General features: G+C 66.0%; 10 protein-coding genes. 4 read left to right on the top strand and 6 right to left on the bottom strand.

Features of this window, described 5'->3' with window-relative positions:
- Positions 1-226: 226 nt before the first annotated feature.
- On the top strand, positions 227-1603 hold the full coding sequence (gene ftsY / locus ACTHNZ_RS23130; protein ID WP_440544919.1) for a signal recognition particle-docking protein FtsY: 1377 nt from the start codon (positions 227-229) through the stop codon (positions 1601-1603).
- Positions 1604-1684: 81 nt separating this feature from the next.
- On the opposite strand, the gene maiA is transcribed toward ftsY, so the two are convergent.
- Entirely contained in the window at positions 1685-2329 is a 645-nt protein-coding gene (maiA, locus tag ACTHNZ_RS23125; protein ID WP_440544918.1) for a maleylacetoacetate isomerase, read from the bottom strand.
- Positions 2330-2369: 40 nt separating this feature from the next.
- The gene (locus ACTHNZ_RS23120) at positions 2370-3086 is read right to left on the bottom strand and encodes a fumarylacetoacetate hydrolase family protein (RefSeq protein ID WP_440544917.1); all 717 of its coding nucleotides are present in this window, start codon (positions 3084-3086) and stop codon (positions 2370-2372) included.
- Between the two features lie 259 nt (positions 3087-3345).
- Here ACTHNZ_RS23120 and ybiB point away from each other — a divergent pair, with 259 nt between their 5' ends.
- Positions 3346-4308 carry a DNA-binding protein YbiB gene (gene ybiB, locus ACTHNZ_RS23115; protein WP_440544916.1) on the top strand — a complete coding sequence of 321 codons (963 nt, stop codon included), beginning with the start codon at positions 3346-3348 and terminating at the stop codon, positions 4306-4308.
- A 460-nt stretch (positions 4309-4768) separates the two neighbouring features.
- Positions 4769-6445 (top strand): 2-isopropylmalate synthase, encoded by a 1677-nt coding sequence (leuA, locus tag ACTHNZ_RS23110; protein ID WP_440544915.1) that lies wholly within the window; start codon positions 4769-4771, stop codon positions 6443-6445.
- Between the two features lie 134 nt (positions 6446-6579).
- Here the strand turns inward: leuA and ACTHNZ_RS23105 are convergent, their stop codons facing one another.
- Positions 6580-6963 carry a nuclear transport factor 2 family protein gene (locus tag ACTHNZ_RS23105; RefSeq protein ID WP_440544914.1) on the bottom strand — a complete coding sequence of 128 codons (384 nt, stop codon included), beginning with the start codon at positions 6961-6963 and terminating at the stop codon, positions 6580-6582.
- Positions 6964-6999: 36 nt separating this feature from the next.
- Entirely contained in the window at positions 7000-7596 is a 597-nt protein-coding gene (locus ACTHNZ_RS23100; protein WP_440544913.1) for an acyloxyacyl hydrolase, read from the bottom strand.
- Positions 7597-7977: 381 nt separating this feature from the next.
- On the opposite strand from ACTHNZ_RS23100, the gene rpoH reads away from it, so the two are divergent.
- Entirely contained in the window at positions 7978-8910 is a 933-nt protein-coding gene (gene rpoH, locus ACTHNZ_RS23095) for an RNA polymerase sigma factor RpoH (protein ID WP_440544912.1), read from the top strand.
- Between the two features lie 133 nt (positions 8911-9043).
- Here rpoH and nagE read toward each other — a convergent pair whose 3' ends face one another.
- Together nagE and ptsP are read right to left on the bottom strand one after the other, a co-directional pair.
- On the bottom strand, positions 9044-10792 hold the full coding sequence (nagE, locus tag ACTHNZ_RS23090; RefSeq protein ID WP_440544911.1) for an N-acetylglucosamine-specific PTS transporter subunit IIBC: 1749 nt from the start codon (positions 10790-10792) through the stop codon (positions 9044-9046).
- Positions 10793-10918: 126 nt separating this feature from the next.
- Positions 10919-13507 (bottom strand): phosphoenolpyruvate--protein phosphotransferase, encoded by a 2589-nt coding sequence (gene ptsP / locus ACTHNZ_RS23085; protein ID WP_440544910.1) that lies wholly within the window; start codon positions 13505-13507, stop codon positions 10919-10921.
- Between the last annotated feature and the right edge of the window lie 175 nt (positions 13508-13682).

The raw sequence follows: 13682 nt of genomic DNA, 5'->3' as shown, positions 1-13682 counted from the left end.
GGAGCAATCCGTGCGGACGCGACCGCCAACGTTACCATAGCCGCCGTCCTTCCCGGGAGAAGCATGGCGGGCCGATCGAGCAGGCCCGCCTTCCTCGGCGCGCCTGGTAAAATGACGCGCTTATCAAGCGCATTGCCGCATCGTCGGTCCGCCGCGGCGCATGCGCGGCCACGCGCCATCCATTGCCGCCGCCGGCGTCTCGCCGCGGCACCCATCACGGCACACCATGTTCAGCTTCTTCAAACGATTCAAGGGCGGGAAGACGTCCGACACCGCGCAGGAAACGCCGGCGGCGCAAGAACCGCCAGCGGCGCCCGAAGCGCGTTCCACGCCGGCGGCCCCCGCCCCCGCGCCGAGCGTTGCGCCAGGCAACAGGCCAATCTCGGCGCCCACTCAGGTCGCTGCGCAACCTGTGGCGAACGTGCAGCCCGCACCTGGCGCCGCGGCCCGGTCCACGGTATCGGCTCCGGCTCCGGCTCCGGCTCCGGCTCCGGCTCCGGCACCGGCACCGGCACCGGCACCATCAACGGTACCTGCCCCATCCACCGCGCAAGTTCAGTCGAGCGCCCCCATCGCGCCGGCACGGCCAGCCGCTCCGTCTGCGTTGCACCCGAGCGCCGCGGAATCGTCCGTCGCCACCGCGCCCACACCCGACGAGCTCGAAACCGAGGAAATCGTCCCGCCGCCGGCGCCCGAGCCCGCACAAAAGCAATCGTGGATGGCGCGGCTGCGTTCGGGGCTTTCCAAAACCAGCGCCGGCCTCACGGGCATCTTCGTGCGCACGAAGATCGACGACGATCTCTACGAAGAACTCGAAACGGCGCTCTTGATGTCCGATGCGGGCGTCGAAGCCACGGAGTTCCTGCTCGGAGCCTTGCGCGAAAAAGTTCGCACGCAGCGGCTCACCGATCCGCAGCAAGTGAAGATCGCACTGCGCGCGCTCATAGTCGAACTGCTGCGGCCGCTGGAGAAATCGCTGATGCTGGGCCGCGCGCAGCCGCTCGTCATGATGATCGCGGGCGTCAACGGGGCCGGCAAAACGACGAGCATCGGCAAGCTCGCCAAGCATCTGCAGCGATTCGAGCAATCGGTTCTGCTGGCGGCCGGCGATACGTTTCGCGCCGCGGCGCGCGAGCAGCTCGCGATTTGGGGCGAGCGGAACAACGTGACCGTCGTGGCGCAGGAAAGCGGCGATCCGGCCGCGGTCATCTTCGACGCGGTCAGCGCCGCACGTGCGCGCAAGATCGACGTCGTCATGGCCGATACGGCCGGCCGCCTACCGACACAATTGCACTTGATGGAAGAGCTGCGCAAGGTCAAACGCGTGATCGGCAAGGCCTACGACGGCGCACCGCATGAAGTCCTGCTCGTCATCGACGCGAACACGGGCCAAAATGCCCTCGCGCAAGTGAAGGCGTTCGACGACGCGCTGTCGCTGACCGGCCTCATCGTCACGAAGCTGGACGGCACGGCCAAGGGCGGCATCTTGGCCGCGATCGCGCGTCAGCGTCCGGTGCCCGTCTATTTCATCGGCGTCGGCGAGAAGGTCGAGGATCTGCAGCCGTTCAATGCCGAGGAATTCGCCGACGCCCTGCTCGGCTGACGTCCCGCCACGAAAAGCGCGGGCCGCTCGAAGCGGCGCGCGCTTTTCGCTCGAACTTGGCGCGGGATCGCTATCCCGGGGCTACTCCGCGTCGGGCTGCTCGGCGGGCGACGCGCGCACGAAAGCGTCGTGCCGCATCGCCTCGTCATAGATCCGTCGAATCGTGGGATACGGCTGCATGTCGACGTTGAACCGCTGCGCATTGAACACCTGGGGGATCAGCGCGAGGTCGGCCATCGTGGGCGTATCGCCGTAGACGAAACTGCCCGTGCGCGAATCGCCGGCAAGCGTCGATTCGAGCGTATCGAAGCCGTTCTTCACCCAATGCTTGTACCACGCGTCCTTCGCATCGTCCGCCACCTGCAACTCGTGCTTCAGGTACTTCAGCACGCGCAAGTTGTTCAGCGGATGGATCTCGCAGGCAACTTGCAGCGCAATGGCGCGAACATATGCGCGATCGAGCGGCGCGCTCGGCAGCAGCGGCGGATTGGGGTGCGTTTCCTCGAGGTACTCGATGATGGCAAGCGATTGCTGCAGCACGGCGCCGTCGTCGACTAGCGAGGGGACGATGCCGTCGGCGCAGATGCGCCGATACTCGGGCGTGAGCTGCTCGCCGCCGCTGCGCAGCAGGTGGACGGCGGCGTATTCATACGGCAGCCCCTTCAGATTGAGCGCGATGCGCACGCGATAGGATGCGGAGCTGCGGAAATAGCTGTAGAGCTTCATCGATCGTCTCCTTTGCGTTCCTTTGCGTTCGAGCTCGAACTCAGACGACTCGCACGCTCAATCGGCCCAAGCCGTCCACCCCGCCCTCGATCAGATCGCCGCGCTCGACGGCCGCGACGCCCTCGGGCGTACCCGTGAAAATGAGATCGCCTGGCGCGAGCGCGAACAACGTCGACAAATAAGCGATCGTCTCCGCCGTCGACCAGATGAGCTGCGAGACGTCCGAGCGCTGCCGCTCGATACCGCCCACCTTCAGCCAAATCGCGCCGTGCTCGATGTGCCCGACGCGCGATACCGGATGGATGGGACCGAGCGGGGCCGAATGGTCGAACCCCTTGGCGAGGTCCCACGGACGCCCCATCTTCTTCGCCTCGGCTTGCAGATCGCGCCGCGTCATGTCGAGACCGATCGCATAGCCGTAGACGTGCTCGAGCGCCTGCTCGGCGGCGATGTCGTGGCCGCCCCGGCCGATCGCGACGACGAGCTCCATTTCATGGTGGACGTCGCTCGAGCGCGACGGATAAGGAAACTCGCCGGTCGTGCCGGGCGCAACGTAGACGACGGCGTCGGCCGGCTTCGAGAAAAAGAACGGTGGTTCACGGTCCGGGTCATGGCCCATCTCCCGCGCATGCGCCGCGTAGTTGCGGCCGACGCAATAGACGCGGCGCACGGGAAAACATTCGCGCGTGCTGGCCGAATCGACATCGTCGGCAATCGGTACGGCAACTGCCGGCGCAGGCGCAAAGACATACTCCATCGCATTCTCCTTCCCACACATTGAGCGCCGCCAGCCGATGCACGCACCGACGGTCGGCGAAAGCGTCGAGTGTAGCGCGACCTCGCGCCCGCCGCCCGCACGTCACCGCACGCCAGCGTGCGGCCCTCGGGCCACCGACGCACCTGTCCGCGAATCGCCCCCGCCCACGCCGGCGTGCTTGCCAGATTCCTGCGAATGCGGTACTCGTTGAGCTTTCCTCCTTTCTTTCTGCGAGCCGTTGCCGCTCGCCCCGCGCCACATGACCGAACCCGTCGTCGAACCCTTCCCGTGTGCACGTTTCATCAAGGAAATCGGGCGTGGCCCGCACGGCGCTCGCGCGCTCTCGCCTGAAGATACTTACGCGCTTTACGACGCAATGCTGCACGGCCGCGTCTCGGACCTCGAGCTCGGCGCCGTCTTGCTCGCCTACCGTCTCAAGGGCGAAACGGCCGACGAGCTCGCCGCCATGCTGGCCGCCGCTCAGGCCTCGAGCGCGCCGCTGCGCGTGAGCGGCGCCATATCGATTCCGAGCTACAACGGCGCGCGCAAGCAACCGAACCTCGTGCCGCTGCTCGCCTTGCTGCTCGCACGCGAGGGCGTACCGACGCTCGTGCACGGCGTGACGGAAGATCCGGGCCGCGTGACGAGCGCCGAGATCTTCGCCTGCTTGGGGATCGCGGCCTGCGCCTCCCACGCTCAGATCGAAACGGCGCTCACGCAACGCCGGCTGGCGTTCGCCTCCGTCGAGGTGCTGGCGCCGAAGCTGGCGCGGTTGCTCGCGCTGCGGCGCGTGATGGGCGTGCGAAATTCCACGCACACGCTCGTCAAGATCTTTCAGCCGTTCGCGCCCGCCGGCCTGCGGCTCGTCAACTACACGCACCCGTCGTACCGCGACAGCCTCGCCGAGCTTTTTCTCGGCCACCCCGAAGCGGCCGCGGGTGGCGCGCTGCTCGCGCGCGGCACCGAAGGCGAAGCCGTGGCGGACACGCGCAGGCAAGTACAGATCGACTGGCTGCACGATGGCGTCGCCGACACATTGGTCGCACCCGAACGGGCATCGCCCGACGAAGCTGCCCCCGAACTGCCTGCCGCGCGCGACGCGGAAACGACGGCGCGCTGGATCGAATCGGTGCTGGCAGGAAATGCCCCAATCCCGCCGACGCTTGCACGCCAAGTCGAGCAGATCGTGCGCATCGTCCGCACGCCAGCGCGCGTCAGCTGAGCCGATTGCCGGCGCCGAGCCCGCGCGCCGCGTACGGTGCGTCGCGGGCCGCCTCAGGCTTCTACGCCGGCCGGCGCGGAGTGCGGCATTCGCCCTGCGCCGGCACACGTCCCTGTTGACAGCCTACCGCGGGCTGTCATAGAGTGCGTCTCATGTGTTCGAATCAGTTCTCCCTCCGAATTACCTTCGGTCGCCTAGCGCGGCCCCTATCGCTACGACTAGCGTAAGCCAAGCGTAGCGCCGCGCATCCATCCGCGCGGTCCTCCAGCAGCACCCCGAGCCGTTTCCGTTTCACCCCAAAACCGTAGTTCCTTCTACAACCCGTAGTCGTCAGCATTCGGCCGAGTACCGCTCGGACGGATCGCGAAACCGCCGACGTGGCAGCATCGCGTCCCGGCAGCATCGGCCAGCCGCTCGATTCGCCACGTTTCGCAGACGACCCGAAGACCCGAGGTCCGTCATGCTTCGCAACCCCGCCGCCAAGTACCGCCCCTTCCCGCCCGTCCAACTGACCGGGCGAAAATGGCCCACCCGCACGATCGAGCGCGCCCCGATTTGGATGAGCACCGATCTGCGCGACGGCAATCAGGCCCTGATCGAGCCGATGAGCATCGCGCAAAAGCTCGAGTTCTTCGACATGCTCGTCGCGATCGGCTTCAAGGAGATCGAAGTCGGCTTCCCGTCGGCTTCGCAAACCGATTTCGACTTCGTGCGCAAGCTCATCGACGAAAGGCGGATCCCCGAAGACGTGACGATCGAAGTCCTCGTCCAATCGCGCGCCGATTTGATCGCCCGCACGTTCGAAGCGCTGGCCGGCGCGCCGCGCGCGATCGTCCATCAATACAACGCCATCGCGCCGTCGTTTCGCCGAATCGTCTTCAACGCATCGAAGGAAGAGGTCAAAGCGCTGGCTGTGGAAGGCGCGCGGCTGATCAAGGAAGAAACCGAGCGGCGGCCTGAAACGCAGTGGACCTACGAGTATTCGCCCGAGACGTTCAGCATGACCGAGCTCGCGTTTGCGCGCGAAGTCTGCGATGCCGTGAGCGGCGTCTGGCGTCCGACACCCTCGCGCAAGATGATCGTCAACCTGCCGGCAACGGTCGAAGCGGCGACGCCCAACGTCTTTGCCGATCAAATCGAGTGGATGGACCGCAACCTCGCCTATCGCGACAGCATCGTGCTCTCGGTGCATCCGCACAACGATCGCGGCACGGCGGTGGCTGCAGCCGAACTCGCGCTGCTCGCGGGCGCCGATCGCATCGAGGGATGCCTCTTCGGCAATGGGGAGCGCACGGGCAACGTCGATCTCGTCACGCTCGCGCTGAACCTTTATACGCAAGGGATCGATCCGCAGTTGGACTTCTCCGACATCGACGGCGTGCGCCGCGTGGTCGAGCGTTGCAACGCGATCGCCGTTCATCCTCGCCACCCCTACGCCGGTGAGCTCGTCTTCACCGCGTTCTCGGGCTCGCATCAGGATGCCATCCGCAAAGGCTTCGCCCAGCAATCCAGCGACGGCCTCTGGGAAGTGCCATATCTGCCCATCGATCCGGCCGACGTCGGGCGCGGATACGAGGCCGTCATCCGCGTCAACAGCCAATCCGGCAAAGGCGGCGCCACCTACCTGCTCGAGCGCGGGCTCGGCTTCGCCCCGCCGCGGCGCGTGCAGATCGAATTCAGTCACGCCGTCCAGCGCATCGCCGACGATTCGGGCGCGGAAGTCACGAGCGAAGCCGTCTGCGCGCTGTTCTCGCGAGAATATTTCGACGCGAGCGGGCCCGCGGAGCGCGTCGATGCCATCGTGCGCTGGCGTCGGCGCGAAGTCGCCCGCATCGACGCGGCACGCGACTATGACAGCGGCGAGGCCTGGGTGCGCGCCGTTGCCGACGCGATTTCGGCGGCTTCGCGCCAGTGCGTGCAGATCTGCGATTACGAAACGGTGCTCACGAGCGACGGACGCACGGCGGTGTTCGTTGCGTGCCGTCTGCAGGAGCAAGGAGAGTCGAGCGCGCAGTCGGTGCGCTACGGCGCTGGGGTCCACCTGAATCCCGCGACGGCGGCAGGCGATGCGCTCGTCTCGGCCATCAACCGCCTTCAATGGAATCTCGAACGCGAGGACGAACCCGCCGCGGCTTGAGAACGAAACGGCCGGGCCTTCTTCGCCGCGGCCGCAACGATGCGTGTTCACACGGATCCCCTGCTGGCGAACCCGGCTAGCAGGGAGCGGCCGCCCGTCACGAGCGGGCGGCTTCCGCAGTGCGCTGCGCGGCTCTATTCGAGCGCGCAGCGCGTCGCGTGCCACGCGACAAGGCGCCAATGCCCGTCTTCCTGCGCTTGAATGGCCGTATAGGCAACGGGAAAGAGCAATGCGCCGTTGTTCGCTTCCATTTCGAGCAGCGCGCGCCCCGTCACGACACAGGTTTCCCGGCCGACGGGCACGACGTCTTGAGACTGCACTTCGATCTGCCGGTAGCGGCGATGGCCGCTCGAGATGGCATCGATGAACTGCTGCTTCGTCTCGCGTTTGCCGCTCGTATGGGTGAAGCTCACGCTCTCCGAGAGCAACTGGTCGAGCAGCGGAATGTCGCCGTCCACCATCGCGCGAAACCGATCTCGCTCGAGCGCCCGAATCGCCTCGATCACCTTTGCCGCCATCGCTCCGCTCCCATGCGCCCGGCGTCGACGCCGGCGTCAGAAGTTGTATTGCACGTATAGCTGGGTGAAATTTATACCAGGATTCGGCTCTTTGATACCGCCATTGGAAATGTGCTGGAAGCGAAATCCGGCTTGATACTGCTGGTGCCCCCCAAACTGTGCGCCGACGCCGACGACCTCGGTGAATTGAAAGGCCGTCGACAGCGTATAGGTGCCGGTGATCGTCGGATGCGAGAGCAGGCGCAAGCCGGCGCCGGCCTCGATGTACGGGCGAATGGCCCCGGTGTCCTTGATGAACCGCACCATCGGCTGAATGCCGAGCGCGTAGACGTCATTGCGGAACGTGCCTTCGCTCGTATGCCAGTAGGCCAAATGCGCCTCGCCCGTCAGCGAGAAGTGCCAGCCGCCGATCTCCCACCAGTTCAAGCCCGGATCCCAAACGAAGCCGAGATCGACTTTGTCCACCTTGTGTTGGGCAATCCCGTAGGCGAGCTGGGCACCGAAGGCATGCCCCTCGGACGGAGCGGTCGACGCCTGGGCGTGGGCCGCCCCCGCGCCGCCGAGCCACATCGCCGCGGCCGCGCATCGCAGTGCAGCGGCCTTGACCCTGATCAAATCGTTCTTTTTCTTCATCTCGATACTCCAACGAGCGGGGTTGGGCTGTCGAATGATCCGGGGAAGCGGGCCCGGGGCCGAATGATCTTACTTCTCAGGAATATTTCGTAACGGTACCCCTTCTCGCAAAACAGTGTTTCTCAACTCGCACCGGTCCGGGCGGCCTTCGTGCCGCACATGCCCCGCGAAGGCCCAGCCACCGTCGCAGGCACCGCCGGGCATGCATTCGGCAAAAGCAGTAAAATAATCTATCGGTTCCCACATTTTGATAGGAGACGAGGAACTTCGCTTCGACGCCCGACTCCAAGGGTTAGCACTCGATGAAACGGAGTGCTAATATTGCCCGTGGAGTTTGTCTTCGTGACTGAGCAGTTACCTGTTTCACAAGGAGTTTTTTACGTGAGCAACGCTATGGCCCTCCCGAACGTGCTGCGCCCGGCATCCGCCAAGGCCGCGCAAGCAGGTGCGCTGGCGCTCGCGCCGTCGATGCTGCCGGGGCAGCTCGGCAACATCGACGCCTACATTCAGGCCGTCAACCGGATTCCCATGCTGAGCGCGGAGGAAGAGCGCGAGCTCGCCACCGATTACCGGCAGCACAGCAACCTCGATTCGGCGCGCCGTCTCGTGCTGTCGCACCTGCGCCTCGTCGTCTCCATCGCACGCAATTACCTCGGTTATGGCCTGCCGCACGCCGATCTGATCCAAGAAGGCAACATCGGTCTGATGAAAGCCGTGAAGCGCTTCGATCCCGAGCAAAACGTGCGCCTAGTGTCGTATGCGATCCATTGGATCAAAGCGGAGATCCACGAGTACATCTTGCGCAATTGGCGCATGGTGAAGGTTGCCACGACGAAGGCGCAGCGCAAGCTGTTCTTCAACCTGCGCAGCCATAAGCAAGGGCTGCACGCGTTTACGCCCGATGAGATCGACGGCCTGGCGAAGGAGTTGAACGTCAAGCGCGAGGAAGTCTCGGAGATGGAAACGCGTCTGTCGGGCGGCGACGTCGCGCTCGAGGGCCAGGTGGAGGACGGCGAGGAGTCGTTCGCGCCCATCGCTTATCTGGCCGATTCGCACAACGAGCCGACGGCCGTGCTGGCTGCGCGCCAGAGCGACCGGCTGCAAACGGACGGCATCGCGCAGGCGCTCGATTCGCTCGACGCGCGCAGCCGCCGCATCATCGAAGCACGCTGGCTCGAGGTCGCGGACGACGGCTCGGGCGGCTCGACACTGCATGAGCTTGCCGACGAATTCGGCGTGTCGGCCGAGCGCATTCGGCAGATCGAAGCAAGCGCGATGAAGAAGATGCGCACGGCGCTGGCGGAATACGCGTGAGCGGATCGCCACGCGGATAAGTAAAACGGCAAAACGCGCACCCCACGGAAAACGGCGCTTCGAACCACGAAGCGCCGTTTTTTTATTGCCGCAACGCCCCTCACGAGGCGTTCAAATCAGCAATGATGCGCCCTCAAACCGGTTGCGGCGCAGCCCCACCCGCGGGAGGCAGGCGCGTCGCCAGTTGCTGCGCGTAGCGCTCGGCCGCAGGTCCGCAGACGATGTGGAACGTATCGGCCGACACCCACGCCACGTCGAGCACGGCGAGCCGCTGGCGATCGACGGCCGCCGGATCGCGCACGACGACGCGCAGCCGCGTGGCCGCCACCGGATCGAGTGCGACGACGTTCGTGGCGCCGCCGAACACAGCGAGCCAACGCATCGGATCCGGGTCCAGCGGACCCGCTTGGCCGTCCGGCACGCTCGCAGCCGCCGAAGCGGATGCCGCACTCGAGCCGGCACCACCCGCCACCACGGCCCGCATTTCATCGGCGATCATGTCCGCCTCGGGTCCGATCACGACTTGCACGTTGCGCGCGTCTTTCTTGAGGACGCCACGGGCACCGGCCGCCTTCAACGCAGGCTCCGAAATCTTCTCGGCATCGATGACGGACAAACGCAGGCGCGTCGTGCAGGCATCGATGAGCGTCAGGTTCTGTGCACCACCCAGGGCAGCGATGTAGCGATCGGCGCGCGAAGCGGCCGCGCCGGCGATCGGCGCCACGTAGCCGCCGGCAGCGAACGACTCGACCTGTGCTTCGGTCGTCGCGGGTTCGCGGCCCGGCGTGGCCATGTTGAACCGGCGAATGAAGAAGCGGAACAACCCGTAGTAGACGACGCCATATGCGAGACCGATCGGGATCGCGAGCCAGCCTTTCGTCGACAGGCCGTAGTTGAGCACGTAGTCGATCGCGCCGGCCGAGAACGTAAAGCCCAAGTGAATGCCCAGCGCTTGGCAGATCGCGAGCGAAAGCCCTGTCAGCACGGCGTGGATCACGTAGAGCACGGGCGCGAGGAACATGAACGTGTACTCGACGGGCTCCGTCACGCCCGTCAGGAACGACGTCAGGGCCATCGAGAGCAGCAGGCCGCCCACGAGCGCGCGGCGCTCCTTCGGCGCTTCATGGAACATCGCCAGGCATGCCGCCGGCAAGCCGAACATCATGATCGGGAAAAAGCCCGTCATGAAGCCGCCCGCGGTGGGATCGCCAGCGAAGAAGCGATGCAGATCGCCCGTGACTGCGGCGCCGCCGCCCGGCGGCGTGAACGTGCCGAAGACGAACCACGCGAGGGAGTTGATGATGTGATGCAGGCCCGTGACGAGCAGCAGCCGGTTCAGCGTGCCGTAAACGAACACGCCGATCGCGCCGGCCGTCGTCAGCCAGTGGCCCGTTGCGTCGATCGCCTGTTGCACGGGCTGCCAGACGTACCCGAACACGACGCCCAGCACCACGCACGCGAGCCCAGTGACGATCGGCACGAATCGCTTGCCGCCGAAGAAGGCCAGGTACTCGGGCAGCTTGATGTCCTTGTACCGGTTATAGAGCAGCCCGCCGACGATACCGGCAATGATGCCCGAGAGCACCCCCATGTCGAGCTTGGCATTGATGTCCTTCATCACGGCGATCTCGACGAGATAGCCGATTGCCCCCGCCAGCGCCGCCACGCCGTTGTTTTCCTTCGCGAAACCCACGGCGACGCCGATCGCGAACAGCAGCGGCAAATTGTCGAAGATCGTGCCGCCCGCATCCGCGATCATCTTGATGTTCAGAACGTCGGCCTGCCCGAGCCTGAGCAAGATGCCCGCGACGGGCAAGACGGCAATCGGCAGCATCAGCGCCCGCCCTAGGCGCTGTACCTTTAGAAACGGGTTCGCATCCATTGAATCCTCCAGTTGGTCTTTCTCGTCGTTGCTACATCGTGTCGTGGATCAACTAATCAACTATCGTCTAAGTGCGATTTTGGCGCCCGAATTAGTTAGTTATCCTAATAATTAGGATTTTTCACGCTATTCCAGCGGCCAGATTTCGCGGCTTGCTGCTCTTACCGCCTGTGCCGAATCGAGCGCGAGCATGTCGCTCGCACGCTGCCGGCACAGTTGATAATCGAGATTGCGCACGCGCGCCTTGATGCCGGGCACGGCCACGGGATCCACCGACAGCTCCGTGACGCCCAGGCCCACGAGCAGCGGCACGGCCACGGGATCGCCCGCGAGCGCGCCGCATACGCCTACCCACTTGCCGTGCTTGGCAGCGCCCTTGGTCGTCTGGTCGATCAGGCGCAGCACGCCCGGATGCAGCCCGTCGGCCTGCGCCGCGAGATCGGCCTGGCACCGGTCCATTGCCAGCGTGTATTGCGTCAAGTCGTTCGTGCCGATCGACAGAAAATCGGCATGACGCGCGAGTTGATCGGCCAACAGCGCGGCCGAAGGCACTTCGATCATCACGCCCACCTCGATCGGATCGGTGCGGCCCATGCCGCGTGCGAGATCGTCGATGCGCTTGCGCACGCGCTGAAGCTCGCCGGCATCGGTCACCATCGGCAGCAAGATGCGAACGCTGCCGGCACTCTGCACCGCGATCAGCCCGCGCAATTGATCGTCGAGCAGGTCCGGGCGCACTTGGGCGAGCCGGATACCGCGCAAGCCGAGCGCGGGGTTCGTCTCCGGCGGCAGCGTCAAGTAAGGCACTTCCTTGTCGGCCCCGACATCGAGCGTGCGGATGATGGCCGTACGGCCCTCGAGCGCATCGACGATCGCTTGATAGCTTTGCCGATGCTCGTCGACATTCGGTGCCGACTCGCGATGGATGAACAACAGCTCGGTTCGCAGCAGCCCCACCGAATCGGCGCCGTTCTCGACCGCGGTGCGCGCATCGTCGATCGTCGCGATGTTCGCCGCGACTTCGATCGCGCGGCCGTCGCGCGTGGCGGCCGCTTGCTGCGACGTCCGGCGATTCGCCTCGCGCACGCCGGCCAACCGGTCGCGCTCGAGGCGCGCTCGCTCGACGTCGAGCGCGGTCGGCGCGTATTCGAGCCGTCCCGCACTGGCGTCGACGACGACTTGGGTGCCTTCCGGAATCGCATGCAGCGCATCGCCGACGGCCACGAGCGCGGGAATGCCGAGCTGGCGCGCGATGATGGCCGCATGCGACGTCGCACCGCCGGCCGCCATCACGAGCGCGCTCACCCGCGACCGATCGAGCGAGGAGAGATCCGACGGCGTGAATTCGGTCGCGGCCAAGACGGCTTCGTCGGGCAACGCCCGGGCGGCCGGGTTGACGTAGCCGAGCGCACGCAGCACGCGTTTTTCGATGTCGCGCAAGTCCGCGGCGCGCTCTGCGAGCAACATGTCCTCCACGTTCGTGAGGACGGCGATCTGCGCGCGGATCGCTTCGCGCCAGCCGAAGCCCGCGCTCTTGCCGAGACTGATGAGATCGCGGGCAGCATCGACGAGCGTCGGGTCTTCGAGCAGCACGCGATGCACGGCGAAAATACCCGCTTCGCCGACGGCGCCGCGTTGCGACGCATCGCGCACGGTGGTATTGAGCTCTGCATCGACCGTGGCGAGCGCGCGGTCCAGCAGACGGCTCTCGGCCGCCGGCGTGCCGCTCGCCAGTTCAGGCGGAGCGAATTGCGCGTCGTCCCACCGCACCAGCTTGCCAACCGCAATGCCCGGCGCCGCGCAAACGCCCGCCAGCGTGTTCGGATCGAGCGGAACACCCGCAGGGCGCACGGCAAGACCCGGCGCAGGCGATTTCATGCGTGCCGGCGTTTCCTCGAACTCGCCGTGCACCTCGCGCAACAGCTCGCGTGCGACGGCATCGACTGCCTGCGCGGCGTCGCGGCCGGTGCCGATCACCTCGACCGTCGCGCCCTCACCCGCACCGAGGCCTAGCAAGCCCACGACGCTCTCGACGTTCGCTTGCCGGCCGTCGTGATGCACGTCCACGCGTGCCTGCAACCCGCGCGCAGCCTCTCTCGCGCGCGCCGCGGGGCGCGCATGAAGTCCGCCCGCCTGCGTCAGCTTGATCGTTCGGCTCGCTTGGACCTTCACTTCGCTAGCAGGCTCGCTTGCCGCGTCCGCGCTCGCAGTTGCGCCTTTCGCGCGCAGCGACAGCAGCGGGCTCGCGCCGGCCGTCACGCGCCCGGAGGCGCGCTCGATCACGTCGAATGCCTCCGAATTCGCGATCGCGACGACGGAAACGAGGCTCCTCGCCTTCGTGCCGACGGCATCTTGATCGAATTCGATGAGCAGATCGCCCGCGTGCACGCGATCGCCTTGGGCCACTTTCGCAGTGAACCCTTCGCCGCCCAATTCCACGGTATCGATGCCGATGTGCAGCAAGATTTCGGCGCCTTCGGGCGTTTGCAGCGTAACGGCATGGCCGGTGCGCGCGAGATGCGTGACGACGCCGTCGCACGGCGCGACGAGGCGGCCGTCGAGCGGATCGATCCCGATGCCGTCGCCGAACATCCCGCCTGCGAAGACGGGGTCGGGCACGTCGGCGAGCGGCACGACGGGCCCAGTCAGCGGTGCGAGCAGCATCACCTTGCCCGGGGACTGATTCATGAGTCTGGACTCCTCAGCACGTTCCATCTGCATCTCTCGTTCAATAAGTTTCGGTGATCTTGTTCAAGTGGCGCGGCGCATCGGGGTCGCGGGCGCCCGGCGCCCCGCCGGCCCCCCCCCCCCACGACAATGGTTTGTTTTGCGCGGTCGGATAGTGCGACACAATAGCGGCCGCCCCCCGCCGGCAAACCGCCGCGGGGCC

The organism is Trinickia sp. (assembly GCF_051953955.1).
GTDB lineage: Bacteria > Pseudomonadota > Gammaproteobacteria > Burkholderiales > Burkholderiaceae > Trinickia.
Note: the sequence above shows the minus strand (reverse complement) of the source record. Positions and strands in the feature narration are given on the sequence as shown.